Source organism: Xylophilus sp. GOD-11R (assembly GCF_033546935.1).
Classification (GTDB): domain Bacteria; phylum Pseudomonadota; class Gammaproteobacteria; order Burkholderiales; family Burkholderiaceae_C; genus Xylophilus.
In genome coordinates this window covers 3,024,873-3,051,794 of the sequence record NZ_CP137854.1, presented here as the reverse complement: position 1 = coordinate 3,051,794, position 26,922 = coordinate 3,024,873, and the positions used below count along the sequence as shown (strand labels likewise).

The 26,922-nt window shown below is 68.7% G+C and carries 27 protein-coding genes; 17 read left to right on the top strand and 10 right to left on the bottom strand.

Translation table 11 applies throughout. The features are described 5' to 3' along the window. Nucleotide 1 precedes the first annotated feature (1 nt). Genes R9X41_RS14245 through R9X41_RS14220 form a run of 6 tightly spaced genes read left to right on the top strand, consistent with a single transcriptional unit; the run spans nt 2 to nt 5,021 of the window. Nucleotides 2-1,102: an ABC transporter ATP-binding protein gene (locus R9X41_RS14245; RefSeq protein ID WP_318631103.1), complete on the top strand. Its 1,101-nt coding sequence runs from the start codon at nt 2-4 to the stop codon at nt 1,100-1,102. 11 nt (nt 1,103-1,113) lie between these two features. Further along, complete coding sequence (locus R9X41_RS14240) at nt 1,114-1,974, top strand: ABC transporter permease (RefSeq protein WP_318631102.1); 861 nt, start codon at nt 1,114-1,116, stop codon at nt 1,972-1,974. Beyond that, on the top strand, nt 1,971-2,771 hold the full coding sequence (locus tag R9X41_RS14235) for an ABC transporter permease (RefSeq protein ID WP_318631101.1): 801 nt from the start codon (nt 1,971-1,973) through the stop codon (nt 2,769-2,771). The genes R9X41_RS14240 and R9X41_RS14235 overlap by 4 nt, the downstream gene beginning before the upstream one ends. Nucleotides 2,772-2,779: 8 nt before the next feature. Then, on the top strand, nt 2,780-3,691 hold the full coding sequence (locus R9X41_RS14230) for a polysaccharide deacetylase family protein (RefSeq protein ID WP_318631100.1): 912 nt from the start codon (nt 2,780-2,782) through the stop codon (nt 3,689-3,691). Further along, complete coding sequence (locus R9X41_RS14225) at nt 3,688-4,383, top strand: GntR family transcriptional regulator (protein ID WP_318631099.1); 696 nt, start codon at nt 3,688-3,690, stop codon at nt 4,381-4,383. The genes R9X41_RS14230 and R9X41_RS14225 overlap by 4 nt, the downstream gene beginning before the upstream one ends. After that, nucleotides 4,380-5,021: an aspartate/glutamate racemase family protein gene (locus R9X41_RS14220; RefSeq protein WP_318631098.1), complete on the top strand. Its 642-nt coding sequence runs from the start codon at nt 4,380-4,382 to the stop codon at nt 5,019-5,021. The genes R9X41_RS14225 and R9X41_RS14220 overlap by 4 nt, the downstream gene beginning before the upstream one ends. An 84-nt stretch (nt 5,022-5,105) precedes the next feature. Here R9X41_RS14220 and R9X41_RS14215 read toward each other — a convergent pair whose 3' ends face one another. Both R9X41_RS14215 and R9X41_RS14210 read right to left on the bottom strand, forming a co-directional pair. After that, the gene (locus R9X41_RS14215; RefSeq protein WP_318631097.1) at nt 5,106-6,086 is read right to left on the bottom strand and encodes a M14 family metallopeptidase; all 981 of its coding nucleotides are present in this window, start codon (nt 6,084-6,086) and stop codon (nt 5,106-5,108) included. Further along, complete coding sequence (locus R9X41_RS14210) at nt 6,083-7,078, bottom strand: Bug family tripartite tricarboxylate transporter substrate binding protein (RefSeq protein WP_412556609.1); 996 nt, start codon at nt 7,076-7,078, stop codon at nt 6,083-6,085. The genes R9X41_RS14215 and R9X41_RS14210 overlap by 4 nt, the downstream gene beginning before the upstream one ends. A 112-nt stretch (nt 7,079-7,190) precedes the next feature. Between R9X41_RS14210 and R9X41_RS14205 the strand changes: the two genes are divergently transcribed. Further along, nucleotides 7,191-8,084 carry a LysR substrate-binding domain-containing protein gene (locus tag R9X41_RS14205; protein WP_318631096.1) on the top strand — a complete coding sequence of 298 codons (894 nt, stop codon included), beginning with the start codon at nt 7,191-7,193 and terminating at the stop codon, nt 8,082-8,084. A gap of 15 nt (nt 8,085-8,099) precedes the next feature. On the opposite strand, the gene R9X41_RS14200 is transcribed toward R9X41_RS14205, so the two are convergent. After that, nucleotides 8,100-8,912, bottom strand: a complete 813-nt coding sequence (locus tag R9X41_RS14200) for an IclR family transcriptional regulator (RefSeq protein ID WP_412556608.1) — start codon at nt 8,910-8,912, stop codon at nt 8,100-8,102. Between the two features lie 172 nt (nt 8,913-9,084). Between R9X41_RS14200 and R9X41_RS14195 the strand changes: the two genes are divergently transcribed. The 7 genes from R9X41_RS14195 to R9X41_RS14165 are packed head-to-tail and all read left to right on the top strand — an operon-like array spanning nt 9,085 to nt 15,737. Further along, the gene (locus R9X41_RS14195; RefSeq protein ID WP_318631095.1) at nt 9,085-10,167 is read left to right on the top strand and encodes an ABC transporter ATP-binding protein; all 1,083 of its coding nucleotides are present in this window, start codon (nt 9,085-9,087) and stop codon (nt 10,165-10,167) included. Further along, nucleotides 10,164-11,033, top strand: coding sequence for an ABC transporter permease (locus tag R9X41_RS14190; protein WP_318631094.1), 870 nt, complete (start codon nt 10,164-10,166; stop codon nt 11,031-11,033). Before R9X41_RS14195 ends, R9X41_RS14190 begins: the two co-directional genes overlap by 4 nt. Before the next feature lie 13 nt (nt 11,034-11,046). Further along, a complete protein-coding gene (locus R9X41_RS14185; protein WP_318635239.1) occupies nt 11,047-11,841 on the top strand; it encodes an ABC transporter permease in 795 nt (264 codons plus the stop codon). Continuing rightward, entirely contained in the window at nt 11,838-12,131 is a 294-nt protein-coding gene (locus tag R9X41_RS14180) for a (2Fe-2S)-binding protein (RefSeq protein WP_318631093.1), read from the top strand. The genes R9X41_RS14185 and R9X41_RS14180 overlap by 4 nt, the downstream gene beginning before the upstream one ends. Continuing rightward, nucleotides 12,128-13,504, top strand: coding sequence for an FAD/NAD(P)-dependent oxidoreductase (locus R9X41_RS14175; RefSeq protein ID WP_318631092.1), 1,377 nt, complete (start codon nt 12,128-12,130; stop codon nt 13,502-13,504). The genes R9X41_RS14180 and R9X41_RS14175 overlap by 4 nt, the downstream gene beginning before the upstream one ends. Beyond that, on the top strand, nt 13,498-14,670 hold the full coding sequence (locus R9X41_RS14170; RefSeq protein WP_412556709.1) for an NAD(P)/FAD-dependent oxidoreductase: 1,173 nt from the start codon (nt 13,498-13,500) through the stop codon (nt 14,668-14,670). Before R9X41_RS14175 ends, R9X41_RS14170 begins: the two co-directional genes overlap by 7 nt. 2 nt (nt 14,671-14,672) lie before the next feature. Beyond that, complete coding sequence (locus R9X41_RS14165; protein WP_318631090.1) at nt 14,673-15,737, top strand: ABC transporter substrate-binding protein; 1,065 nt, start codon at nt 14,673-14,675, stop codon at nt 15,735-15,737. A gap of 493 nt (nt 15,738-16,230) precedes the next feature. On the opposite strand, the gene R9X41_RS14160 is transcribed toward R9X41_RS14165, so the two are convergent. Continuing rightward, nucleotides 16,231-17,394, bottom strand: coding sequence for an alpha-hydroxy acid oxidase (locus tag R9X41_RS14160; protein ID WP_318631089.1), 1,164 nt, complete (start codon nt 17,392-17,394; stop codon nt 16,231-16,233). 56 nt (nt 17,395-17,450) lie between these two features. Next, entirely contained in the window at nt 17,451-18,467 is a 1,017-nt protein-coding gene (locus R9X41_RS14155; RefSeq protein ID WP_318631088.1) for a Bug family tripartite tricarboxylate transporter substrate binding protein, read from the bottom strand. Between the two features lie 252 nt (nt 18,468-18,719). Here R9X41_RS14155 and R9X41_RS14150 point away from each other — a divergent pair, with 252 nt between their 5' ends. Continuing rightward, nucleotides 18,720-20,417, top strand: coding sequence for a thiamine pyrophosphate-binding protein (locus tag R9X41_RS14150; RefSeq protein ID WP_318631087.1), 1,698 nt, complete (start codon nt 18,720-18,722; stop codon nt 20,415-20,417). 3 nt (nt 20,418-20,420) lie between these two features. Here the strand turns inward: R9X41_RS14150 and R9X41_RS14145 are convergent, their stop codons facing one another. After that, nucleotides 20,421-21,353, bottom strand: a complete 933-nt coding sequence (locus R9X41_RS14145) for a LysR family transcriptional regulator (protein ID WP_318631086.1) — start codon at nt 21,351-21,353, stop codon at nt 20,421-20,423. A 69-nt stretch (nt 21,354-21,422) separates the two neighbouring features. Here R9X41_RS14145 and R9X41_RS14140 point away from each other — a divergent pair, with 69 nt between their 5' ends. Continuing rightward, the gene (locus R9X41_RS14140) at nt 21,423-22,874 is read left to right on the top strand and encodes an MFS transporter (protein ID WP_318631085.1); all 1,452 of its coding nucleotides are present in this window, start codon (nt 21,423-21,425) and stop codon (nt 22,872-22,874) included. Here R9X41_RS14140 and R9X41_RS14135 read toward each other — a convergent pair. Next, nucleotides 22,846-23,691 (bottom strand): ABC transporter permease, encoded by an 846-nt coding sequence (locus tag R9X41_RS14135; RefSeq protein ID WP_318631084.1) that lies wholly within the window; start codon nt 23,689-23,691, stop codon nt 22,846-22,848. The two genes, R9X41_RS14140 and R9X41_RS14135, sit on opposite strands and share 29 nt — an antisense overlap. Then, nucleotides 23,688-24,638 (bottom strand): ABC transporter permease, encoded by a 951-nt coding sequence (locus R9X41_RS14130; RefSeq protein ID WP_318631083.1) that lies wholly within the window; start codon nt 24,636-24,638, stop codon nt 23,688-23,690. Before R9X41_RS14130 ends, R9X41_RS14135 begins: the two co-directional genes overlap by 4 nt. Nucleotides 24,639-24,731: 93 nt before the next feature. Between R9X41_RS14130 and R9X41_RS14125 the strand changes: the two genes are divergently transcribed. Beyond that, entirely contained in the window at nt 24,732-24,989 is a 258-nt protein-coding gene (locus tag R9X41_RS14125) for a YfhL family 4Fe-4S dicluster ferredoxin (protein WP_318631082.1), read from the top strand. A 61-nt stretch (nt 24,990-25,050) separates the two neighbouring features. Here R9X41_RS14125 and panC read toward each other — a convergent pair whose 3' ends face one another. Next, nucleotides 25,051-25,962: a pantoate--beta-alanine ligase gene (panC, locus tag R9X41_RS14120; protein ID WP_318631081.1), complete on the bottom strand. Its 912-nt coding sequence runs from the start codon at nt 25,960-25,962 to the stop codon at nt 25,051-25,053. A 19-nt stretch (nt 25,963-25,981) separates the two neighbouring features. Next, nucleotides 25,982-26,866, bottom strand: a complete 885-nt coding sequence (panB, locus tag R9X41_RS14115; protein WP_318631080.1) for a 3-methyl-2-oxobutanoate hydroxymethyltransferase — start codon at nt 26,864-26,866, stop codon at nt 25,982-25,984. Between the last annotated feature and the right edge of the window lie 56 nt (nt 26,867-26,922).

Genomic DNA, 26,922 nt, shown 5'->3' with positions numbered 1-26,922 from the left:
CATGAGCTCATTGCAACTGCGAGGCATCGTCAAGCGCTACGGCACCCAGCCGGTGGTCGACGGGCTCGACCTCTCCATCGCCGCCGGCGAATTCGTCTCGCTGCTCGGCCCCTCGGGCTGCGGCAAGACCACCTTGCTGCGCATCGTCGCGGGCCTGTCGGACTGCGACGAAGGCCAGGTGATCGTGGACGGCGCCGACATGACCGGCCTGCCCGCGCACCGCCGCAACATCGGCGTGGTGTTCCAGAGCTACGCGCTGTTTCCGCACCTGACCGTGGGCGAGAACATCGCCTTCGGCCTGAAGGCGCGGGGCACGCCGCGTGGCGAGATCGCGGCCGGCGTCCGGGCGGCGCTGGCGTCGGTGCAGCTCGCGGCGCTGGCCGACCGGCCGATCTCGGCACTGTCGGGCGGCCAGCAGCAGCGCGTGGCGGTGGCCCGCGCCATCGCCACCCGGCCGCGCCTGGTGCTGCTCGACGAACCGCTGTCCGCGCTCGACCGCAAGCTGCGCGAAACCATGCAGATCGAATTGCGCCAGATGCTGCGCGACGCCGGCATGACCGCCATCTTCGTCACCCACGACCAGGACGAAGCCCTGGTCATGTCCGACCGCATCGCGGTGATGAACCGGGGCCGCATCGAGCAGCTCGACGCGCCCGAGGCCATCTATGCGCGGCCGCGCACGCCGTTCGCGCTCAACTTCGTCGGGCTGTCGGCGCAGTGGCCGGGCACGGTGGTGTCGGCGGCCGATGGCAGCCTGACGGTAGCCACCGCCTGCGGCGAGATCCGCGCGCCGGCCGACGCCAGCCTGCCGGTCGGCACGCCGGTGCTGCTGGGCGTGCGGCCCGAGCTGATCTCGCTGAGCCCGCAGCACAACAGCGACGCCGACGGCACCAATACCGTGTGGTTGCCAGTAACCCAGACGGTCTACCGGGGCGCCAACCGGCTGGTGTATTTCGAGCTGCCCGGCAGCACGGCGCCGCTGCTGGCCGAAATGCCAACCCACGCCGGCGCCGCGCCGCAAGTCGGCCAGCGGCTCGCCCTGCGCTGGGCGGCTCGCGACACGCTGGTGTTCGCCGCCGAACGATCGCAGGCCCTCGCCTGACAGGAGCCGCCATGTCGTCGACCCTTTCCACCCCACGCGTCGCCTGGCTGGCGTTGCCCGGCGCCGGCTACCTGGCGCTGGCCTTCGCGCTGCCCCTGGCGGTGCTGCTCGCCACCAGTTTCCAGGACGCCGACGGCCGCTTCGGCGTGCAGGGCTACGCGGCGTTTTTCTCGGATGTCTACAACGCGCAGGTCGTCTGGAACACGCTGAAGATCGCCGCCGTCGTCACCCTGATCTGCCTGGTCATCGGCTACCCGGTGGCATTCGCCATGGCGCGTGCCTCGCTGCCGGTGCAGGGACTGATGTTTCTCACGCTGATCCTGCCGCTGTCGGTCGGCGTGATCGTGAAGAGCTTCGCCTGGACCATCCTGCTGCGAAGCAACGGCCTGGTGAACCAGCTGCTGCTGGGCGCCGGCCTGGTCGACGAACCGGTGAAACTGCTCTTCAACGAACGCGGCCTCATCGTGGCGGCGGTGCATGTGTTTCTGCCGTTCATGGTGTTGCCGATCTTCACGGTGGCGCGGCAGATCGACTCGCGCCTGGCCGAGGCCGCCGCCACGCTGGGCGCGCATCCGCTGCACACGCTGGCGCGGGTGACCTGGCCGCTGTCGCTGCCGGGGGTGGTCACCGGCTGCGCCTTCGTGTTCTCGATGGCGGTGTCGATGTACGTGATTCCGGCCCTGCTGATCGGCGACCGCTACCAGACCCTGCCCGCGCTGATGGCGCGCGCCTATCTGTTCATGCGCGACCGGCAGGCCGGCTCCACGTTGGCGGTGGTGCTGCTGGCGATCGCGGTGCTGATCGTGGTCGGCAGCACCTGGTTGACGCGGCGGCTGCAGGCCCGCACGCAGAACGCGGGAGACGCGACATGAAAAATGCCTTTTCACCCTCGCGCATCGCCGGGAGCCTGCTGCTGGCGGCCACGGCGGTCTTCATGCTGGCGCCGCTGGTGGTGGTGGTGCTGGTGTCGTTCAGCAGCTCCTCGGTGTTCAACCTGCCGTCGGGCAATTGGTCGTGGCGCTGGTACGAGGCCATGTTGCGCAAGGACGGCCTGGGCGCCACGCTCACTTTGTCGGTGATGGTGGCGTCGGCGGCGACCATCGCCGCGCTGGTGCTGGGCACCCTGTGCGCCATCGCCATCGAGCAGGGTCGCTTCGCCGGGCGCGAGGCGCTGCTGGCTTTTCTGGTGTCGCCGCTGCTCATGCCGGGCCTGGTCATCGGCGTGGCGCTGTTGCAGGCGCTGCGGGCGTTGGGCATCACCGATGTGTTCTGGGCGCTGCTGGTGGGGCACATCGTCATCACGCTGCCCTACGTCACCCGGACGGTGCACGCCAGCCTGGCCTTGTTCGACATGCGGCTGATCGAGGCGGCGCAGACGCTCGGGCTGTCGCGCCGCCAGGCGCTGCTGCAGGTGATGGTGCCGGCCCTGGCGCCGGCCTTTCTCACCTCCGGACTGTTCGCGTTCCTGGCGTCGATGGACAACTATCCCATCTCCATCTTCCTGACCGACGCGCGCAGCAAGACGCTGCCGATCGAGATCCTGCATTACCTCGAAGAGTCGCCCGACCCGACCATCGCCGCCATCTCCGCCTGCCTCATCCTGCTGGCCGTCGTCGTGCTGTTCATCGCCGAGCGGCTGGTGGGCATGCGGCGGCTGGCGCAGTTCTGACCATGAATATGTCCCAACCCACAGCCCCGTCGCGCGACTTCATCGGCTACGGCGAGCAGCCGCCCGCGGTGCGCTGGCCGGACGACGCCCGCGTGGCGGTGTCCTTCGTCGTCAACTTCGAGGAAGGCGCCGAGTTCTCCATGACCGACGGCGACAGCCGCAACGAAGGCATTTACGAGGTGATCGATCCGCAGCCGCAGGCCGACCGCTGCATCGACAGCCATTTCGAATACGGCACCCGCGTCGCCTACTGGCGCATCGCGAAGCTTTTCGCCGAGCACGGCGGCCACTACACGCTCAGCGCCTGCGGCCGGGCGGTGGAGCGCTCGCCCTGGCTGGCGCGCCATGCGGCATCGCAGGGGCACGAAGTGTCGGCCCACGGCTGGCGCTGGGAAAAAGGCACCAACCTCACGCCCGAGCAGGAAGCCCAGGCCATCGCGCGCACCCGCGACGCCATCGCGCAGGCAGTGGGAAGGCCGCCGGTGGGCTGGCATACCCGGTCGAACGCCACCGCGCACACCCGGCGTTTGCTGGTGGAGCACGGTTTTCTCTACGACAGCGACGCCTACAACGACGACGTGCCCTATACCGTCGACGTGTCGGGCCGCCAGCACCTGGTGCTGCCCTATGCCTTCGACACCAACGACATGCAGTTCCAGAACACCCAGCGCTTCGGCACGGGAGACGAGTTCGCCGACTACGTCTGCGCCGCCTACGACTGGCTGTGGGAGGAGGGCGCCGACCTGCCCCGCATGCTGTCGGTCGGTCTGCACCTGCGCATGATCGGCCGGCCCGGCCGCATCGGCGCGCTGCGACGCATCCTGCGGCACATCGCGGGCAAGGGCGGCGGTTGGGTCACTACCCGCGAGACAATCGCCCGCCACTGGCTCGCGAACGCGCAGAAAGACATGACCGCATGAGAGACGCAGAAGAGGCCGTCTACACCACCATCTCGCGCGCGTTGCTGGCCGGCCGGCTCGCGCCGGGCACGCCGCTGCGCGAGCCGGCGCTGGCCGAGGTGTTCGGCATCAGCCGTGAGCGAGTGCGCAAGATCCTGCAGCGGCTGGGCACCAACCGGCTGATCGAGCTGGTGCCCAACCGGGGCGCGTTCGTGGCCATGCCGTCGCTCGAGCAGGCCCGTGACATCTATGAGGCGCGGCGCATCCTGGAGGTCGGCATCGTCGGCCACCTCGCGCCCATGCTCGGCGATGCCGACGCCGATCGGCTGCGGCGCCACCTGCAGCGCGAAGCCGAGGCGATGCGCGCCGACGACCGGGCCGAGTCGGTGCGGCTGTCGGCCCAATTCCACGTGCTGCTGGCCGAGGCCACCGGCAATGTCTTCGTGGTGCAGCAAATGCAGGAACTCGTCAGCCGCACCTCGATGCTGGTGGCGGTATACGAGTCCGCGGGCGCCGCCCAGTGCGGTTGCGATGAGCACCAGGACATCTTCACCTCGCTGCTCAAAGGCGACGGTACGGGCGCGGGCAAGGCGATGCGGGCGCATCTTTCGCTGATCGAAACCCGGCTCAAGCCCAGGGTGCGTGAGCCGGATCGCGATGCCGCGACGGTGCTGCGGGCGATCTGGGCCGAGACCATGGCCGGCACCTCGTGAGCTTCGTCGTTCTCAATCCCAACACGAGCGTGGAGATGACCGATGCGGTGGTCGCGCGCTTGCGGCCGCTGATGCCGGCGTCGGCCGTGCTGCACGGCATGACTGCCCGGCAGGGATGCCCGGTCATCGATTCACGCGAGACTTTCGACATCGGCGGGCGCACCGCCATCGAGATGCTCGCCGAAGTGCCCGACGCGGCCGACGCGATCCTGCTGGCCTGCTTCGGTGACCCGGGCCTGCTGCAGATGCGCGCCTTGACATCCACGCCGGTGGTCGGCCTGGCCGAAGCGGCGATCGTGGAGGCGGCGGCGCGGGCCGAGCGCTTCGGCATCCTCACCGCCGGACGGGCCTGGGTGCCGATGCTCCAGGAGTGCGTGAGCGGCTACGGCGCTGCCGACCGGCTGACCGGCGTTTACGCGCTTGACGCCAACGGCGCCGCGCTGCGCCGCGATCCGTCTGCCTTCGCCGACCAGATAGCGCGGCTCGCGGCGCGGGCTCGTGAGGAGGGAGCGCAAGCGCTCATCCTCGGCGGAGCGGCGTTCGCGGGACTGGACTTCGACCTGCCGCCTGGGCTGGTGACGATCGATGCCTTCGCGGCAGCGGCCCGGCGCCTGATGGCGATCGGCACACGCGCCTGAGTTCATCGGCGCGAAGACGCACCGGGCGTCGGGCATCCCAACTTCCCGGCATCCCCGCAGATGGCGCCGGAATGCCTCCGCCCGTCAGCCCCGCGCCGGCCGCCGGCGCGCGAACCTCACCACCGTCACCCCGGCTCGCGCCTGCCGCACCGAGGGCATGACCAGCACGCAATCGTCGTGCGGCGTCACGATGGGCCGGCCGGCATCGTGGCCGATGACGGTGCCGGCCTTCTCGATCAACTCCAGGCCGCGATAGGGCTCGACGAAGCGGACGTCGCGGCCGCTCGCCACCGCGCCGCCCGACACCGCCAGCAGCCATTGCCGCGACGCGTCCGGCTGGCGCCAGCCGGGCAGGCGAGCGTGGCATTCGTCCGCATCGATCGCGCCCGACAGCACCAGGAAACGGGCACATTGGTCCTGCGCCACGGTGCGCGAGGCCGGGTCGCCGTGGAAGCCGCACTCCACCAGCAGCGACCGCACACCGCCGGCGATGGCGGCCGGGTCGCCGAAGCGGCCGAAATCGCGCATGCGCACGCCGTCGGCATGGCCGGCGTCGGCCACGATGGTGGGCGGCGTGCCCATCGCCACGGCCAGGGCTTCGTTCTCCGGCGCGGTGCCCGACAGCGACAGCGGCGGCGCGTCTTCGTGCATGGAATGCAGATCGAGCAGCCAATCGGCCTCGGACACGAAAGGCGACAGCACCAGCGCGCGGCGGCGTTCGGCGGTGAGGCCGGTAGCCAGGCGTTCGACGGACCACTGGCGGTTCATGTCTTCTTCCACGAAGCGCGAGGCGTCGTGGTCGGCGGCGTCGAAGCGGGCGAAGGCGTCGAGGTTGCAGAAGGCCAGGGTGAGCTTGCCGCGCGCGGGTCGCACTCCGGCTTCGAGCAAGCCGGTCAGCGCCCAGGCACCGCAGAGTTCGTTGCCGTGCACCAGGGCGCTGATCATCACGTGGCGGCCGGGCTGGCCCGAGTCGAAACGCCAGACGCCCGGCGTGCCGGTATTGCCGGCGGCCCAGGCGCCGAGTTCCGGCTTCGGCAGGGTGAATTCCATGCGGAGCGCGCTCATTCGTCGGTGATGTGGGCGAATTCGACGATGCGGCGGTACTTGTCGGTTTCCGAGGCCAGGAAGGCCGACAGGTCCGGCTGAGTGGTCGGCACGACCGAGCCCGAGGCTTCCATGCTCTTGCGGAATTCCGATGCCTTCAGAATCTCGCCGATCGCGCCCTTGAGCTTGCTCTGCACTGCCTCCGGCAGGCCGGCCGGGCCGAGCAGGGCGAACCATACGCTCATGTCCACGCCCTTGAGTGCCGGGTTTTCCGACAGCGCGGGCACGTCGGGCGTCACCGGCGAGCGTTTGGTTTCCGACGTACCGATGGCCACCAGCTTGCCGCTCTTGATCAGCGGTAGCGCGCTCGACAGCACATACACGCCGTAGTCCAGGCTGCCGCCGATCAGGTCGGTGGTCAGCGGGCCGGTGCCGCGATAGGGAATGTGGGTCATGAACAGGCCGCCCTGCTGCTTCACCATCTCGGCTGTCATGTGCAGCGAAGTGCCCACGCCGGAGCTGCCGTACGAATAGAAGGCGGGCTTGGACTTGACCGCCTTCAGGAAGTCGGCGGTGTTCTTGACCGGGTTGGTCGGCGCGGTCGTCAGCACCAGCGGCTGCGAGGCCAGCAACGCGAGCGGGGTGAAGTTCTTGGTCTGGTACTTCACCGTCTTGCGCACCAGCGCGTTGATGGCGATCTCGTTGTTGGCACCGACCAGCAGGGTGTAGCCGTCCGGATTGGCCAGCGCCACCTTCTGCGCCGCCAGCGAACCGCCGGCGCCGCCGAGGTTCTCCACGACGACCGGCACGCCGAGCTTGGCCGCCAGATCGGTGCCCAGGGTGCGGCCGACGAGGTCGGTGCTGCCGCCGGGCGGGTAGCCCACCACCAGCGTGATCGGCCGCTGCGGCCAGGCGCCGCCCTGGGCGAACGCGGGGGTGGCGATGGTGCCGAAGCAGGCCATGACGGCGGTGCACAGGGTGGCGCGGCGGAGGGCGTCGGGCAGGCGTTTCATCGGGGTCCTCGTTGATCGATGCGGCGATTCTTGGATGGCGGCAAATCCCGACTGGTGCCGAGTCGGCACAATCCCCTGCCGATTCGGCACAACCCTCGACCCCGGGACCGACATGCATCTCAAGTGGCTGGAAGACTTCATCGCGCTGGCCGAGTCCGGCAATTTCAGCCGCGCGGCCGAGCTGCGCAACGTCACCCATCCGGCTTTCGGCCGGCGCATCCAGCAGCTGGAACAGTGGGCCGGCACGCCGCTGGTGGAGCGCGGCCGCAGCCCGGCGCGGCTCACCGCGGCCGGCGCGCTGCTGCTGGAGAGCGCGCGGCAGATGGTGTCGGGGCTGGAGAGTTCGCGCCTGGAGCTGCTCGGCGAGGCCGGCCGGCAGGCCCGCACCGTCACCATCGGCACAGGCCGCACGCTGGCGCGCACCGTGCTCGCCGATTGGCTGGTGCGGCTGCAGCCGGTGGTGCGCGACGCCCAGGTGCGGGTGCTGACGCTGAGCCTGGCCGACTCGGTGCAGATGCTCGAACGCAACGAAACCGACTTCTCGCTCGTCTACCACCACCCGGCGCTGACCGTCCGGCTCGACGGCCGGCAGTTCGCGTTCGTCACGCTGGCGTCGGACAAGCTGGTGCCGGTGTCACGCGCCGACGCGGCGGGCAAGGCGGTGTTCGCCATGGCGTCGGGCGAGCCGATCCCGCTGCTGGCCTATGGGCGCTCCCTGGCCATGGGCCGCCTGCTCGAAGACCACCTGGCGCACAACCGTCATGCGCCAGCGGTGCAGCGTCGGGTGGAATGCGATTCGGCCGACGCGCTGCAGGAATACGTGCTCAAGGGCCTGGGCGTGGCTTGGCTGCCGTGGTCGATGGTGCAGGCCGACTGCAAGGCCGGCCGCATGGCGCTGGCTGGTGACCGGCGGATGGAAGTGCGGTTCGAGGTGCGGCTCTACCGGCCCAAGCGGCGGCTGCATGCACTTGGCGAGGCGGTGTGGGCCTCGGCTGTGCACCGCTGAGGCCGCGCCACGGTCTCATTGCCCGGCAAGCACCTGCGCAGGCCGCCGCAGGGTGGCATCGAACGGGTTGATGCGTGGCCCGATAGCGGCGGCCTCGCGCTGCAACAACTCCACCACGGTCGGCAGGCGCTCGGGATTGAGCCGGTCGAGGATGGTGCCTACCGCGAGAGCGGCGACGGCACGGCCTTCGCGGTCGAGGATCGGCACCGCCACGCCAGCCATGCCTTCCAGTAATCCGCTGGTCCGCCCCGCAAAACCGGCGGTGCGTACCTTGTCGATCTCGGTGCGCAGCTGCACTTCGTCGTAGATGCCGAACTCGCGCAGACGCGGCAGGTTGAAGCGGATGACTTCCTCGCGTTCGACATCCGGCAGGAAGGCCAGGATGGCCAGCGCACCTTGGCCGGTACCCAGCGCCACCCGCCCGCCCACGTCGCCGGTGAAGGAGCGAATCGGAAACGGACCTTCGCTGCGGTCCAGGCAGACGGCGTCGTAGCCGCTGCGCGCCAGCAAGAAGATCGCGTCCCCGAGGCTCGCACTTAGCCTCAGCAGCACCGGCCGGCACAGGCTGCGCAGGTCCCCGGGGTTGCCGGCCTGGGCCGCCAGGGCGAAGAACTCGATGCCCAGGCGGTAGCGCTTGCTGCGCTCGTCCTGTTCCACCACGCCCTCGGCCATGAGCGACTGCAACAGGCGGTGGGTGGTGGCCTGGGTCAGACCCACTTCGCGTGCCAGTTCGGTGACGCGGGCGCCCTCCTGTTGGGCGCGGGTGAGGGCGCGCACCACCGAGAAGATGCGCGGCACGCCGGCGGTCGATGGGGTGGCTGCGGTCACGGTTTCTATTTATGAAATATGAAGCTGCGTCAAAGTCTAATGTATTTCATTCATCGGAATAAATACACGATTTATTCCGTTGTACGGAAGAACCCGCTGTTTCTGGTCCGCTCCTTGCAAGAGACTGATTCGTCACCCAGTCAGTCCAGCAAGACCCACGGAAAAGCAGCCCATGTCATTCCTCCAGCTCAGCGGCGTCAGCAAGCTTTACGGCACCACCCGCGCCGTATCGGACATGAATCTCTCGGTGGAGAAGGGCGAGTTCGTCTCGCTGCTCGGCCCCTCGGGCTGCGGCAAGACCACCACCTTGCAGATGATCGCGGGCTTCGAGCCGGTGAGCGCCGGCCGCATCGAGCTCGACGGCCGCGACATCACCCATGCCAAGGCCAACACACGCGGCCTGGGCATCGTGTTCCAGAGCTACGCGCTGTTTCCGCACATGACGGTGGAGGCCAACGTGGCCTTCGGCCTGGAAATGCGCAAATGCCCCAAGGCCGAGCGCGCCGACCGCGTGCGCCGCGCGCTCGCGCTGGTGCATCTGGATGCCCACGCCAGGCGCTACCCACGTGAACTCTCCGGCGGCCAGCGGCAGCGGGTGGCGCTGGCGCGCGCGCTGGTGATCGAGCCGCCGGTGCTGCTGCTCGACGAGCCCCTGTCCAACCTCGACGCCAAGCTGCGCGAGGAGATGCAGTTCGAGCTGCGGCAGATCCAGCGCAAGGTCGGCACCACGACAGTGATGGTGACCCACGACCAGGCCGAAGCCATGTCGGTCAGCGACCGGGTGGTGGTGATGGAAGCGGGCCGGGCGACGCAGATCGACCACCCGTTCCAGGTCTACGAACATCCGCGCACCCGCTTCATCTCGACCTTCGTCGGCAAGGCCAACATTCTCGACGGCCGCATCGAGGGTGAAGACGACCTGCAGGCGGTGCGTGTCGGCTCGGTTTCGGTGCCGCTGGCCGAACCGGGCTTTCGTCCCGGCGTGTCGGTGCTGATGACGATCCGGCCCGAAAAGCTGCAGCTGGTGCCGGTGGGCGCCGGCCGGCTGGTCGGCGAGGTGGTGGAGCGTTTCTTCCTGGGCAGCCAGTGGCTCTACCGGCTGGCGACCGACATCGGCGAGCTCACCGTGCTGTGCGCCAATGACGGCCGCATCGTGCTGGAAGAAGGCCAGCGTTCGGGCATCGACTGGCCGGACACCTGCACCCGCGTGCTGGCACTCGACCAGCAGCCCGTTGCCGCCGGAGCGTCGGCATGAGCGCAACGCCCGCGCGCGGCGGTCGGGCGACGCCGTGGTGGATGTCCGCGCCCGCGCTGCTGCTGTTCATCACCCTGCTGCTGGTGCCGCTGGCGCTCACGGCGGTGCTGTCCTTCAATGTGTACGACCCGGCGACCGGGCCGAAGGCGGGCGAGTTCACGCTGGAGCACTACCGCGCCATCGTCACCGACGACTACTTCTACGGCATCTTCTGGCGCACCTTCTGGATCTCGGCGCTGGTGGCGCTGATCTGTGTGTTCATCGGCACGGCCGAGGCCTATGTGCTGAGCCGCATGTCCAACCCCTGGCGCTCCATCCTGCTGCTGGTGGTGCTGGCGCCGCTGCTGGTGTCGGTGGTGGTCCGGGCCTTCGGCTGGAGCATGTTGCTGGGACCGGAAGGGCTGGTGAACGGCGTGCTGAAACTGCTCGGCATGGGGCCGGTGAAGATCCTCTACACCGAGACGGCCATCGTCATCGCGCTGGTGCACGTGATGCTGCCCTTCATGGTGATTCCGGTGTGGACCTCGCTGCAGAAGCTCGACGCGGGCGTGGAGAACGCCGCGCTGTCGCTGGCCGCCACGCCCTTCACCACGCTGCGGCGCATCGTGCTGCCGCAGGTGATGCCCGGCATTCTGTCGGGCAGCCTGATCGTGTTTGGCCTGTCGGCGAGTTCCTTCGCCATTCCCGGACTGCTGGGCGGGCGGCGGCTGAAGATGGTCGCGACGGTGGTCTACGACGAATACCTGCACGAGCTCAACTGGCCGCTGGGCGCGGCCATCGCGCTGACGCTGCTGGTGGCCAACCTGCTGGTGATGCTCAGCTACAACCGGCTGGTCGAAGGCCGCTACAAGAAATCCCTGGGGTGACGCCATGAGCCAGATGAGCAAGAACGGGCCGATCGCCCTGACCTTCAACGCCCTCGTCATCGCCTTCATGCTGGCGCCGCTGCTGGTAGTGTGCGTGGTGGCCTTCACGCCGGAAAACACGCTGACGCTGCCGACCACCGAGCTGTCGCTGCGCTGGTTCCGGGCGGTGTTCGTGCATCCGGATTTCATGCAGTCGTTCTGGAACAGCCTCTGGCTGGCGCTGGCCTCGGCCACCATCGCCACGGTGCTGGCGGTGCCGGCGGGCATGGCGATCACCCGGTATTCGTTTCCGGGGCGTGGCTTTCTCAACGGCCTGTTTCTGTCGCCGCTGCTGATTCCCCATCTGGTGCTGGGCGTGGCGTTGCTGCGGCTGTTCGCGCTGGTCGGCGGCACCGGCAGTTTCGGCTTTCTGATCCTGGCGCATGCGCTCATCGTCACGCCCTACACGCTGCGGCTGGTGGTGGCGGCGCTGGTGGGTTTTGACCGCAGCGCCGAGCAGGCCGCGCAGTCGCTGGGCGCATCGGCGGCCACGGTGTTCCGGCGCATCACGCTGCCGATGATCCTGCCCGGGGTCACCGGCGGCTGGATGCTGGCCTTCATCAACAGCTTCGACGAGGTGACCATGTCGATCTTCGTGACCTCGCCCAGCACGGTGACGCTGCCGGTGCGCATGTACATGTACGCCACGGAGTCGATCGATCCGCTGATGGCGGCGGTGTCGGCGCTGATGGTGGCGTTGACGGCCTGCGCGATGGTGGTGCTCGACCGGCTCTACGGCCTGGACCGCATTCTGGTCGGCGGCAAATGAACGGCCCGCAATTCAGACGCCTGGCCGAGACGGCGCGCCCGCCGGTGCGCTTTCTGCTCGACGGCCGCCCGGCCACCGCGCTGCAGGGCGACACGGTACTGACGGCGGTGCTCACCTGCCAGTCCAGCCTGCGCCGCAACGAGTTCAGTGGCCAGCCGCGCGCGGGTTTCTGCCTGATGGGCGCCTGCCAGGATTGCTGGGTGCGCACCGCCGAAGGCGCCGCGCTGCGCGCCTGTTCCACCTTCGTGGCCGAGGGCATGTCGCTGGTAACGCAAGAGGGCGTGGTATGACATGCGCCGTCATCGTCGGCGCGGGGCCGGCCGGCATCCGCGCCGCGCAGACCCTGGTGGCGCACGGCCTGCGGCCGGTGTTGCTCGACGAGGCCGCACGCGCCGGTGGCCAGATCTACCGCCGGCCGCCCGCCCACTTCGAACGCCCGGCCGAGAAGCTCTACGGTACCGAGGCCGGACGGGCGAGGGCGGTACACGCGGCCATCGACGGCATCGCCGAGCGCATCGACTACCGACCCGACAGCCTGGTGTGGAGCGCGCAGCCCGGCCGCCTCGACGTGCTGGACGCGGCCAGCGGCAGCACCCGCGCGGTGGCCTACGACCGGGTGATCGTCGCCACCGGCGCCACCGACCGGATCCTGCCGGTACCGGGCTGGACGCTGCCCGGGGTCTACGGCCTGGGCGGCGCGCAGGTCGCGCTCAAGTTCCAGGGTTGCGCGATCGGTGGGCGTGTCGTCTTCATGGGCAGCGGACCGTTGCTCTACCTGGTCGCCTACCAGTACGCCAAGGCGGGTGCCGAGGTGGTCGCGGTGCTGGACACCGCCGCTTTGTCCGACCAGGTCGCGGCGCTGCCGCGCATGCTCGGCCAGCCGGCCACGCTGGCCAAAGGCCTGTTCTATGTCGCATGGCTGCGTGCCCATGGCGTGGCGCTGCATGGCGGCGTGCGGCCGGTGCGCGTGATGGGCGACGAGCGTGTCGACGGCGTGGTCTTCCACGACGGCACGGCCGAGCGCACCCTGGCCTGCGACGCGGTCGGCTTCGGTCATGCGCTGCGTTCGGAAACCCAACTGGCCGACCTGCTCGGCTGCCGCTTCGCCTTCGCGCCGATGCAGCGCGCCCATCTGCCCGAGCGCGACGCGGCCGGCCGCAGCAGCGTGCCGGGCGTCTACCTGGCGGGCGACGGCGCCGGCATCATGGGCGCGGACGCGGCCGAGTGGGCTGGCGAGCGGGCGGCGCTGGCCCTGCTGCAGGACGACGGCGTGGCGGTCGATGCCGCCCGTGCCACGTCGCTCGAAAAGCGCCTGTCGCGCATCGGCTCCTTCCGGCGCGGGCTGGAGCGGGCGTTTCCGTTTCCCGAGGACTGGGCGGCGCAGGCGCCGGACGAGCTTGTCGTCTGCCGCTGCGAGAACATCACCGCCGGCGATCTGCGCGCGGTCGTGCGCTGCACCGGCGCCGACGAGATGAACCGCCTCAAGGCCTTGTCACGCGTCGGCATGGGCCGCTGCCAGGGCCGCATGTGCGGCGCGGCGGCGGCCGAACTGCTGGCCCATGCGGCCGGCGTACCGGTGGCGCAGGTCGGCCGGCTGCGCGGTCAGGCGCCGATCAAGCCGATTCCGATGGGCCTGGTGGTGGCGCCGGAGACCGCATCGTGACGCGCCGCATCGACACCGACGTGGCCATCATCGGCGGCGGCATCGTCGGCGCCTCGGCCGCGCTTGCGCTGCGGCGCCTGGGGCGACGCGTGGTGCTGCTGGAGCGCGACCTCTGCGGCTCGCGCTCCAGCGGCGTCAACTACGGCGGCGTGCGCCGCCAGGGCCGGGCGCCGGTGCAGCTGCCGCTGTCGCTGCGGGCGCACGCGATCTGGGCGCGGCTGCCGGAGCTGATCGGCGTCGATGGCGAGTACCTCCGGTCCGGCCATTTCAAGATCGCCCGCAGCGAGGCGGACATGGCCTCGCTGGAGCGGTACCGCGATCTCTCGCGTGACTTCGACCTGGGCATCGAACTCATCTCCGGCGAACGCCTGCGCGCGCTCTGCCCGTGGCTGGGCGGCAAGGCGGTCGGCGGATCGCTCTGCCCGGAAGACGGCCAGGCCAATCCGCGCCTGGTGTCACCCGCTTTTGCCCGCGCCGCGCAACGGGCCGGGGCGGAGATCTTCGAACGCACGCCGGTCGACGCGGTCGAGCACGACGGCGGCGGTTTCACCCTGCATTCGTCGACAGGGCGGCTGGAGCTGCGCGCGGCGCAGCTGATCAATTGCGCCGGCGCCTGGGCCGGTGGCCTGGCCGCGCAGTTCGGCGAGCCGGTGCCCATGCGCTCCGGCCACCCGGCGATGGCGGTCACCAGCCCCCTGCCGCACTTCATGGACTGGAGCCTGGGCGTGGAGGGCGGCGGCGTCTACGGCCGGCAGGTGGCACGCGGCAACCTGGTGCTGGGTGGCGGCCAGGGCGTGGCGCTCGACGCCGACCGCGCCCGGTCCACCCACGACACCATCGTGGCGCTCACCGCGCAGGCCATCGCGCTGCTGCCGGCGCTGCGCCATGCCCAGATCATCCGCACCTGGAGCGGCACCGAGGGTTATCTGCCCGACCGCCAGCCGGTGCTGGGCGCCAGCCTCACCACGCCCGGGCTGCTGCACGGATTCGGTTTTGCCGGCGCGGGTTTTCAGATCGGCCCGGCCGCCGGCGAGGTGCTGGCCGAGCTGGCCTGCACCGGCGCCAGCACTACGCCAATCGACGCGTTTTCCATCGGTCGGTTTTCGGCTGGTTCGGCCACTGCCATTTCCGACTTATCTCCTGCCATTTCTTCCGTAAAGGACTGACGATGAACCGCACTGCTTTCCACCGTTTTCCCATCGCCCGGCGCCTGCTGACAGCCGTCGCCTCCCTGGCGGTCTGCCTGGGCGCGCAGGCCCAGACCAAGACGATCTACATCGGCATGAACGGCGGCACGATGGAGAAGGCGTACACCCAGTTCGTATTCCCGGCTTTCGAGAAGCAGAACAACGTGAAAGTGGTGGTGGTGCCCGGCACCTCGGCCGACATCCTGGCCAAGGCCCAGGCCAACAAGGACAAGCCGCAGATGCACGTCATGTTCCTGGACGACGGCGTGATGGTGCGGGCCATCGGCATGGGGTTGTGCGAGAAGCAGCGGCCTAGCGCTACCTTGAAGGAGATCTACCCGGTCGCGCGCTTCAAGGACGACATGGCGACTTCGATCAGCCTGGGTATGACGGGGCTGGCCTACAACAAGAAGATGTTCGCGGAGAAGGGCTGGGCGGCGCCGACCTCGTGGATGGACATGGCGGACCCCAAATACAAGGGCAAGTTGGTGTTTCCTTCGATCACCTCGTCTTCGTTTGGCCTGCATGGCTTTTTGATGTTCAACCGGATTCAAGGCGGGAACGACCAGAACGTGGAGCCGGGGTTCGCGGCCTGGCCCAAGACGGTGGGGCCGAATGTGCTGGAGTACATCCCGAGCTCGGCGAAGATTTCCGAGATGGTTCAGACGGGGGAGGCTGCCTTGTTTCCCTTGACCCCTAGCGGGGTGGCTGCTCTCAAGGCACGCGGGATTCCGGTGGAGTATGCGCAGCCGAAAGAGGGGGCTGTTTTGTTGATGGTGGGGCAGTGTGTTATTGCCAATAACTCGGAGCCCGAGCTGGCTCAGAAGCTTGCCGAGTTTTTGCTTACTCCGCAGGCTCAGGCCAATATGCTGGAGCATGGGAATATCGTGCCTACCAATCCTAAGGCGCCCGTGGTGGGAGCTGGGATTGCTCAGGTGGCTGAGATCAAGGAGTGGTTGAAGACGGCTGTTACGGTGGATTGGGCTTCGGTTAATGCCAATCGGGCGGCTTGGAATTCTCGGTGGAATCGGAGTATTGAACGGTAATGGTCTATTTTGCATTCGCCCGGCTTGACGATTTGGTCGGTGCGCCCACTTCGCGGCCGGCTAGCGGTCCCGTTAAATCTCCCGTTCGACCCGCCAGTGCGGTCTCGGCCCATGCGAGCAACGCGCATGGCGATTGGACGTACGCGGCCCCCTCACTGTGCTCAGTGCGGTCAACTGTTCTTACCCTCTCAGCCTCGACCCGCGCAGCGGGGCCATGGCTCTGGATCAACCCTTGTCCAAACTGTTGCCGTTAGAGCGTTCGAAGGCACATTCCCCAGGCCGAGCGAAGCAATGGCCCGACCGAGCCTCGAGCTCGTCTTCAAGGGTTTTTCTTTGGTGACTTTCTTTTGTCCCAACAAAAGAAAGTTACCGCGGGTCTGGGGGCGCGCAAGCCCCCAGCTCCACCCTCTGACAAGAGAAGAAAATGAGAAATAAAAATCCCGCCAAGCAAGAAGCAAAGCTCCCGCCCAACACCTGAGTTCAATAGAAACAACTAAAACCTGGACAAATCCCGAACAAACGAAGAATCCAGTTCATCCAAACGATTGATCCCCAACAAAGCCATATTCCGCTGAATCTCAGCCCGCAAAATCCCCACGGCGTGCGCAACCCCAGCACTACCCCCAACGGTAGCGGCGTAATTAAAAGAACGCCCAATAAAAACACACCGAGCCCCCAAGGCAAGAGCCTTCAAAACATCAGTCCCCCGCCGGACTCCACTATCCATCATCAACACTACATCAGGCACAGCCCGAGCAATCTCCGGCAAAACCATCAACGGAGAAACCGCAGAATCCATCTGCCTCCCCCCATGGTTGGAAACAATAATCCCGTCTACGCCAGAGTCCCGAGCAATCACAGCATCCTGCCACCGCAAGATCCCTTTGACGATCAAAGGCCCCCTCCACAAAGATCGAATGCGCCGCAAATGCTCCCAGGACAAATGATCTCGAGCCTGAAAATCCCGCTCCACCGTTGCGGACAAAATAGGCGCCCCCCGCTCCGCCCGCCAGTTCTCGAAATGCGGCATCCCGTGCTGCGCGAGAGTCCGCAAAAAAGTCCCACATAACCACCGCGGATGACTCACCCCATCCCAGGCCAGTCGAGCCGACGGCCGCAAGGGCGTGGAAAACCCGTTGCGCACATACCGCTCGGGATTGACCTGCACCGGCAGATCCACCGTCACCACCAGCGTCTTGAACCCGGCCACGCGAATCCGCTCGATCAGCGCCTCCACCCGCGCCGGATCCCCCGGCATGTAGGCCTGAAACCAGGTACGCGGCGCGGCAGCCGCGACCTCTTCCATACGGATCAGCGAGGCCCCGCTCATCACCGCCGGCACGTTCTGCGCGTGCGCGGTCTGGGCCAGCACCAGATCGCCCCGGAAGCACCACATGGCCGCCAGCCCCACCGGCGAGATGCCGAAGGGCGAGTCGTACTCTTGCCCGAAGAGCGAAATCTTCTGTGAGCGCCCCGCCACGCCTTCAAGCATGCGCGGCACGAATCCGTAACGCTCGAAGGCCCGACGGTTGTTCTGCAAGGTGCTCTCGTCGTCCGCGCCGTTGACGATGTAGCTGAACAGCTGGCGGGGAAGCTTCCGGCGGGCCAAGGCCTCGAAATCCTGGAGGGAGTAGACGTTCTTCAACGAGGCGGGCATTAGGTCTCTGACGTTGGCGATGGAGGAATGAAAACGACGCGGCGAAGGAAGGCTTCTCAGCTATCCAACTTGATGTTGGCCTTGCGCGCTACCTGTGCCCACTTGGCGACTTCCTTGATCTGGAACTCCTGCAACTTCTGCGGACCGTCGCCGGAAATGTCCACGCCCAGACTCACGAGCTGCTTGCGCACCTCGGGTTTCTGCAGCGTGGCGGCCATGGCCTGGTAGAGCTTGTCGATGACCGGCTTGGGCGTGCCGGCCGGCGCGAACGTGGCCTGCCACGACACCACCTCGTAGCCCGGCAGCCCGAGTTGGTCGAGCGGCTTGACGTTGGGCAATTGCGGCGAGACGGTGAGCGAGGTCACCGCCAGCGGGCTCAGGTGGCCGCTGTTGACGAAGGTGATGCCGGAGGTGATGTTGTCGAACAGCAGGTCGATCTCGCCGGCGATGAGCGCCTGCAGCGAGGGCGCGCTGCCTTTGTAGGGCACGTGCAGCATCTCGGCACCGGTCATCATCTTGAAGAGTTCGCCGGCCAGATGCTGCGACGAGCCCACGCCCGAGGAGCCGAAGCTGAGCTTGCTGCCGGGCTTCTTGCCCGCGGCGATGACGTCGGCCACCGACTTCAGCGGGCCGCCGGCCTTGACCAGCAGCACGTTGGGCAGGGTGCCGGTGAGGATGATCGGCTCGAAGGACTTGACCGGGTCGTAGCCGATGGACGGGTAGATGCTGACGTTGATCGCGTGCGAGCTGATCGTGCCGCCGACCAGGGTGTAGCCGTCGGGCTTGGCGCGCGCCACCTTGGCCGAGCCCAGGCTGCCGCCGGTGCCGCCGGAGTTCTCGACGACGACCGAGCTGTCGAACATCTGCGCGAGCGACACGCTGTAGATGCGGCCGATGATGTCGGTGGCGCCGCCGGGCGTGAACGGCACGACGTAGGTGATGGCCTTGCTCGGATATTTGTCGTCTGCGGCGAAAGCGGCCGGCAGGCCCAAGGGCGCCAGCGCGGCGCCTGCGACGGCTTTCAGCGCAAAGCGGCGATTCGGTGCAAATGAGCGATTTGAAAAAGTAGGCATTGCCGGGTATCTCCTGATTGGCGCCGGGCGGCAACGCGGTCAATCACACGTCCTTTGATTATCTTGCGCACCACCGTCCGGCATATTTATTGAATGGCTGGCGCGACTATAGAAACACCGCCATCGACCGGCTAGGGCGAATCGGCATAGCAGACATGGCGTATTGCCGGTGCGCTGGTAAATGCGCTGTCCTAAACTCTCAGGTGCATGGTTTCCACGGTTTTCATCAGCACGATTTTCAGGAAAAACAAAATGTCCGCAGTCATCGATAACGCCGCCGCAACCGCTGCGACCCCGGTCGCCACGCGCCGCAGCGCCGGCAAGGCCCTGGTCGAATCGCTCCAGGCGCACGGGGTCGACCGGGTCTTCTGCGTGCCCGGCGAGAGTTACCTGGAAGTGCTCGACGCGCTGCATGACGCGCCGGACATCCACCTCGTGGTGGCCAAGCACGAAGGCGGTGCGAGCAACATGGCCGAGGCCGACGGCAAGCTCACCGGGCGGCCCGGCATCTGCATGGTCACACGCGGCCCGGGCGCCACCCACGCCAGCATCGGCGTGCACACGGCGCAGCAGGATTCGACGCCGATGATCCTGTTCGTGGGCCAGATCGCCCGCCAACACAAGGGCCGCGAGGCCTTCCAGGAAGTGGATTACGGCTCGATGTTCGGCACCGTGGCCAAGTGGGTGGTGGAGATCACCGAGGCCGAGCGGGTGCCCGAGATCCTGGCGCGCGCCTTTCATGTGGCGGTATCCGGCCGGCCGGGGCCGGTGGTGGTGTCGCTGCCCGAAGACATGCTGACCGAGCCCTGCGCCACGCCGGTGAGCGTGGCCGCGCCGGTGCAGCGCAACGGCATCGCGGCGCCGACGCTGCAGCGCATCGCCGAAGCCTTGTCCACTGCCCGCCAGCCGCTGGTGGTGGTCGGTGGCGGCAACTGGAGCGAGGAGCACGCTCGCCATCTGCAGGCTTTTGCCCACGCCTGGCAGCTGCCGGTGGCCGTGTCTTTCCGCCGCCAGGACGCGCTGGACAACCGCGATCCGCACTACGTGGGCCACCTGTCGCTGGGCATGAATCCCAAGCTGCGCCAGCGCATGCTGGAGTCCGACCTGATCCTGGCGATCGGCACCCGGCTCGGCGACATCGCTACCGACGGTTATGCGCTGCTCGACATCCCCGCACCGCGCCAGAAGCTGATCCATCTTCATGTCGACGCCGGCGAACTCGGCCGGGTCTACCAGCCGGCGATCGCGGTGCAAGCCGATATCGGCATGGCGCTCGCGGACCTGGCCGCACTGCCCGCGCCGGCCTCACGCAGCTGGGCCGAATCGACGCGCACTGCGCGCGCCGATCACGAAGCCTTCAGCAAGGCGCCAGCCCTGTCGCCCGAATTCGACGGCGTGGACATGACCGCAGTGGTGAAACATCTGACCGCCGAAATGCCCTCCGACGTGGTGATCACCAACGGCGCCGGCAACTACTCGGTGTGGGCGCATCGCTTCCACGAATACCGCGAGCCGCACACGCAGCTCGCGCCCACCTGCGGCGCCATGGGCTACGGCCTGCCGGCCGCCGTGGCCGCGGCGCTGCGCGACCCGGGCCGGCCGGTGGTCTGCTTCGCGGGCGACGGCTGCTTTCTGATGTACCCGCAGGAACTCGCCACGGCGGCCGAGTACGGCGCGAGCTTCCTGGTGCTGCTGGTCAACAACGGCATGTACGGAACCATCCGCATGCACCAGGAAAAGCACCATCCCGGCCGCATCAGCGGCACGCGCCTCAAGGGGCCGGATTACGTGGCGCTGGCCAAGGCCTTCGGCGCGCATGCCGAACGGGTGGTGCGCACCGAAGATTTTCCGGCCGCCCTGGCCCGTGCGCGAGCCAATGGTGGACTGGCGCTGATCGAGCTGATGACCGATCCGCGCCAGATCACGCCGGGCGCGCGGCTGGCGGGCTGAGCCTCAACCCGCCATGCGCTCCACTGCCGGCCAGCGCTGGGCCTCGACCACGCCGGTCACCACCTGCCGGACGATGCGTGTCACCTCTCGCAGGCCGGGTGCCGGCGTCTGGCTGCGGGCGGTGGCGCAGGCGACTGCGCGCAGCACGTCGGTGCCGTCGATGCGCACCGCGCGCAGCAGGCCACGATCGATCTCGTCCTGCACCGCGGCCAGCGGCAGGATGGTGCAGCCGTGTCCGGCGTGGACCAGTTGTTTGGTCAGCGCCGTGGAGCCGTCGCATTCCAGCGCCACGTGCAGGTTGCGGGCGTAACGCTGCGCCAGCGCCTCGGCAAGCGCGCGCAGCCCGTGCGAGGTGCTGGGCAGCACCATGGGCAGATCCAGCAGTTCCATCACGCTGACGGTGTCGCTGCGGTGCTGGCGGTCCGGCGGCATGACGCAGTACAGCGGCTCCTGCAGCAGCAGGTCGTAATCCATCGCCTGGCCCTGGGCGGGTATGTAGAGGATGGCGGCGTCGACCTGGCCGTCCTGCAGCGACTGCAGCAGTGGCAGTCCCAGGCCTTCCACCAGCCGGATGCGCGCCTGCGGAAACCGCTGGCGTAGCGCGTGGCCGAGCGGCCCGAAGGTCATCTGCGCGATGGTCGGCTGGGCGGCCACGACGATGCGCGACGGCCCGTCGACCGCCAGTTCGGCGGCGACCTGGCGGGTGCGGCGCATGGCCTCGACCAGTTTCTCGGCCTCCAGCAGCAGCGCCGCGCCGCCGTCGGTCAGCACCATGCCGCGCCCGCTGCGGTGGAACAGCTTGACGCCGACATCCTCTTCGAGCCGGCCGATGTGCCGGGTCAGCGTGGACTGCTCGATGCCCAGCTCCAGCGCCGCACGCGAGATGCTGCCGTGGCGCGCCACGCTGTGGAAATATTCGATCGCCCCCGCATCCATTCCCGACTACCTTCGCCCTGCATGACCCGAAGCGGGCATTGTGATGCCTGATGCCGCTAACCTCGCCGCATGACCGCCGCCGACACCGCCTCCACGCCTGCTTCCGCTCCGCCGCCCGGCGTCGATGCCGGCCGCGCCCGCCTCATCGCCTTGCTGGTCGCCGGCGCCTTCTTCATGGAGAACTTCGACGCCACCGTGATCACCACCGCGCTGCCGGCGATGGCGACCAGTTTCGGCGTAGCGCCGGTGGCGCTGTCGGCGGGCGTCAGTGCGTATCTGCTGGCGCTGGCGGTGTTCATCCCGGTGAGTGGCTGGGTGGCCGACCGCTTCGGGCCGCGCCAGGTCTTCGCCGGGGCGGTGGCGCTGTTCACCCTGGCGTCGCTGGCCTGCGGGCTGGCGCAAAGCCTGCCGGTGTTCATCGCCGCGCGCATCGTGCAGGGCATCGGCGGCGCGCTGATGGTGCCGGTGGGCCGCATGGTGGTGCTGCGCACCACGCCCAAGAGCGAGGTGGTCAAGGCGATCGCCACCATCACCTGGCCGGGGCTGGCGGCACCGCTGCTTGGGCCGCCGCTGGGCGGCTGGATCGCCAGCCACTGGAGCTGGCACTGGATCTTCTTCATCAACCTGCCGCTGGGTGTGCTGGCGATCGTGCTGGCGCTGCGCTGGATCGACGGCGCGCCGGGCGGACGTCGGCCATTCGACTGGATCGGCTTCGTCACCAGCGGTGCGGGCCTGGCCGCGCTGATGTACGGGCTGGAGCTGACCACGCAGAACCCGGTCGACTGGCCGGTGGTGGCGGCCGCGGTCGCGGCAGGGCTGGCGGGCCTGCTGTATTCGGTGCGGCATATGCGGCGCAGCGCCCATCCGCTGGTGGACCTGTCGGTCTTCGGCGTGCGCACCTTCCGGGCCTCGGCCATCGGCGGCACCTTGTCGCGCATCTCGATCAGCAGCGCACCTTTTCTCCTGCCGCTGATGTTCCAGCTGGGCTTGGGCTTCGGCATGGTGCAGTCGGGGCTGCTGATGATCGCGCTCTTCGCCGGCAACCTGGGCATCAAGCCGGCTACCACCTGGGTGCTGCGCCGCTTCGGTTTCCGCTCCACGCTGGTCGGCAACGGGCTGCTGGCGGCGGCGGGCTTTGTGGCCTGCGCGATGCTGTCGATCGACACACCGCTGGCGCTGATGGTGGTGGTGCTGGTCTTCGGCGGCATGACGCGATCGATGCAGTTCACAGCGGTCGGCACCCTGGCTTTCTGCGACACCACGCCCAAGCAGACCGCCGGGGCGAGCACGCTGTTCAGCATGTTCCAGCAGCTCAGCGCCGGGCTGGGCATCGCTTTCGGCGCCGTGGCGCTGCGGGTGTCGGAGCGATTCACCGGGCACGGCGGCTCGCCCGGGGCGGTGGATTTCCGCTTCGCGCTGCTGGCGATGGCGGTGCTGACGGTGCTGTCGCTCGTCGACGCCTGGCGCTTGCCGGCCGGTGCCGGCGACAACGTCAGCGGATACCGGGGTGCGAGCCGCTGATGGGCGCATCGACCTGGCGCAGCCGCGGGTCGAGCAGGTCGCGCAGGCCGTCGCCGAACAGGTTCACGCCCAGCACCGCCAGCGCGATGGCCGCGCCGGGAAACACCGCGAGCCAGGGCGCGGTCGACATCAAACTCTGTGCCTCGCTCAGCAGCCGGCCCCACGACGGCATCGGCGGCTGCGTGCCCAGACCCAGGTACGACAGCGCGGCCTCGGCCAGGATCGCGATGCCCAAGCGCACCGTGGCCTGCACCACCAGCAGCGGCGCCACGTTGGGCAGCACGTGGGCGAAGGTGATCGCCCAGCGCCCGCGCCCGGTTGCCCGCGCGGCCCGCACATAGTCGCGCGACCACACTGCGCGCGCGCCGGCCCGGGCGATGCGGGCGAAAGAGGGCACGTTGTAGAGCCCGATGGCGAGCATGGCGTTGCCGATGCCCGGCCCTTGCACGGCCGCCAGCACGACGGCGGTGAGCAGCGCGGGAAAGGCCAGGCCGATGTCGGTCAATCGCATCACCAGGTCTTCGACCCAGCCGCGGCGCGCCGCCGCCAGCAGGCCCAGGGCGCTGCCGGCGATCAGGCCGATGGCCACCGCCACCACGCCGACGGCGATGGAGGCGCGCGCGCCCACCATCACCTGCGAGGCCAGGTCACGGCCATAGGCGTCGGTGCCCATCCAGTGCGACGGCGAGGGCGGCTGCAGGCGCGCGGCCATCGCCATGTCGAGCGGCGGCCAGGGCGTCCACAGGTACGACAGCGCGGCGGCTACCAGCAGCAGCACCACCAGCAAGGCACCGGCGACGAGGCCCGGGCGCCTCATCTGCCGGCCCCTCGCAGGCGCGGGTCGATGGCGGCATAGAGCACGTCGACCGCGAAATTCACCACCACCACCATCGTCGCCAGCAGCAGCACGCAGCCGCGCACCACCGGCAGGTCGCGGTTCCCGATGGCCTGGAACACCAGCCGGCCGAGGCCGGGGAGGGTGAACACGTTTTCCACCACGATCGCGCCGGCCAGCAGTTCGGCGAACTGCAGGCCGATCACCGTGACCACCGGTACCGCCGCGTTGCGCAGCACATGGCGCCAGAGAATCGCGACCTCCGACAGGCCCTTGGCGCGCGCGGTGCGCACGTAGTCCTCGCGCAGCGTCTCCAGCACCGCCGACCGCGTGAAGCGCGCCAGAATCGCCGCCTGCACCGCCGCCAGCGCCATGGCCGGCAGCCAGATCGCCCGCAAGCCGGCCGCGATGCCTTCACCCCAGCCGTCGAAGCCGCCGGCCGAGAACCACTGCAGCTTCACCGCGAACAGCAGCACGAGCAGGATCGCCAGCCAGAAATTGGGCACCGCCACGCCGAGCTGGGTGAGCGCCATCAGGCCGGTGTCGGTCGCGCTGCGGTGGCGGGCGGCGGCGGTCACGCCCACCAGCAGGGCGATCGCGCAGGTCAGCGCCATCGCCAGCAGCGCCAGCGGCACGGTGAGCGCCAGCCGTTCGGCGATGAGCGCGGCCACCGGTTCGCCGTAGGCGGTGCTGGTACCGAGGTCGCCGGCGAGCAGGGCGTGCAGCCAGGCCACGAAGCGGCTCCAGGCCGGCTGGTCCAGGCCCATCTGCAAGGCCAGCGCCCGCACCGCGGCCGGGTCGGCGTCGGCGCCCAGGGCCATCTGTGCGGCATTGCCCGGCAGGATGTCGAGTGCCCAGAACACCAGGGCCGCCGTCGCCGCCAGGGTCACGAGCAATCCGAGCAGGCGCCGGGCGATAAAGGCGGTCATCGACGAAGGGTCAGGGGCGGATAGAAAGGGCGGCCATTATGGCGTTGGGCCTGCCGGCTCCGGGGTGTTTGCCGGCTCCGGGATAATCGCGCCATGGCCCTCATGATTACCGACGAGTGCATCAACTGCGACGTGTGCGAGCCGGAGTGCCCCAACGAGGCGATTTCTCCCGGCGAGACCGTTTATGTGATCGATGCCAACCGCTGCACCGAATGTGTCGGCCATTTCGACGAGCCGCAGTGCGTGCAGATCTGCCCGGTGGCATGTATTCCGGTCAACCCGGCCCACGTCGAGAACCACGACAGCCTGTTCGCCAAGTACATCCGCCTGACGCAAGACGAAGCAAGTTAAGCAGCCGTCCGTGCGACGTCGCGCAAGCGAGGCCGACTGCCTCAGAGGCAACGCGGTGAGGCTACGCCGAGCCAGCGAGCCGCCCCCGGTGGGGGGTAGGCGAAGACACGAAGTGCGTAGCCTGGGGGTGAGCCGAGGCCTCCAGGTTGTCGATCAGGCGCGTGGCGCCCAGGCGCGCTGCGCCCAGTACGACCAGCGAGTGCCAGCCCGCATCATCGTCGGCCGCCGGCGGCAGCAAATCGCCGCGTTTGCGCACCGTCAGGTAGTCCGGTTTCCAGCCGCGTGCCGCCAGTGCCTGCATCGCCTCGCCTTCCAGCGCTTCCAGATCGCGACGCCCGCCGCTCACCGCATCGGCCAGGGCGCGCAGCGCCAGCGGCAGCTGCACCGCTTCGGCACGGGCGGCCGCATCCAGATAGCCATTGCGCGACGACAGCGCCAGTCCGTCGGCCGCGCGCTCGGTCTGCGCACCGACGATCTCGATCGGCAGCGCCAACTGCTGCACCATGCGCCGCACCACCATCAGCTGCTGGTAGTCCTTCTGGCCGAAGAGCGCGTGGCGCGGCTGCACGCAGTTGAAGAGCTTGAGCACCACGGTGCAGACGCCGGTGAAGAAACCGGGTCGGTAGTGGCCTTCCAGGATGTCGGCCAGCGCCGGATCGGGTTGCACCTTGAAGGTCTGCGGCTCCGGGTAGAGGTCGGCCTCGCGCGGCGCGAAGAGCACGTCGCAGCCGGCCGCTTCGAGCCGGGCGCAGTCCTGGTCCCAGGTACGCGGATAGCTGTCGAAGTCCTCGTGCGGCAAAAACTGCAGCCGGTTCACGAAGATGCTGGCCACGCTCACGTCGCCCAGGTCACGCGCCCGGTGCAACAGTGCGATGTGGCCGTCGTGGAGATTGCCCATGGTGGCGACGAAGGCCGGCGCGCGGTAGGGCGCCAGCAGGGCACGGAGGTCGGAGACGGAGCGGGCGATCTGCATTGGTCGGGTCGGCCGGGGGTTACCAGGCATGAAGCGAGTCGTCGGGAAAGCTGCCGTCCTTGACGGCGGCCACGTAGGCGCGCATGGCCTCGGCTACGCCGCCGGCACCTTCCATGAAATTGCGCACGAATTTCGGGTTCCGGCCGAGATTGATGCCCAGCATGTCGTGCATCACCAGCACCTGGCCCGCCGTGCCGCGGCCGGCGCCGATGCCGATGGTGGCGCAGCGCTCGAGTTCGCCGGTGAGGCGGGACGCCAGCGACGCCGGCACCATCTCCAGCACCACCATGGCGGCGCCGGCAGCCTGCAGGGCGAGGGCATCGGCGCGCAGCCGCTCGGCGCTTTCGGTTTCGCGCGCCTGCACCCGGTAGCCGCCGAGCGCGAACACGGTCTGCGGCGTCAGGCCCAGATGCGCGCAGACCGGAATGCCGCGCTCCACCAGAAAGCGCACCGTCTCGGTCGTCCAGCCGCCGCCTTCGAGCTTGACCATGTGCGCGCCGGCCTGCATGAGCACCGTAGCGCTGGCCAGTGCCTGCTCACGCGACTGGTGGTAGCTGCCGAAGGGCAGGTCGGCCACGATCCAGGCCGTGCCCTGCACCCGCTGCAGGCCGCGCGCCACGCATTCGGTGTGGTAGCGCATGGCATCGAGCGAAACGCCGACCGTGCTCGACTGGCCCTGGCAGACCATGCCCAGCGAATCGCCGACCAGCAGGCACTCGACGCCGGCGGCGTCCGCCATGGCGGCGAAGGTGGCGTCGTAGGCGGTGAGCATGGCGATCTTCTCGCCGCGCGCCTGCATGCCGGCCAGGCGCGGCAGGCTCAGCGGCTTGCGCTCGGCCGGGTTCGATGCGGGCGGCAGCGTGCCGTAGGGCGTCGTGGAGGCGGGCGCTGAGGAATCGGCCATGGGTCTGGAGCGGGTTTGTCTCGGGTTCGAAAAAAACGTAGCAGGCGGGCGCCGGC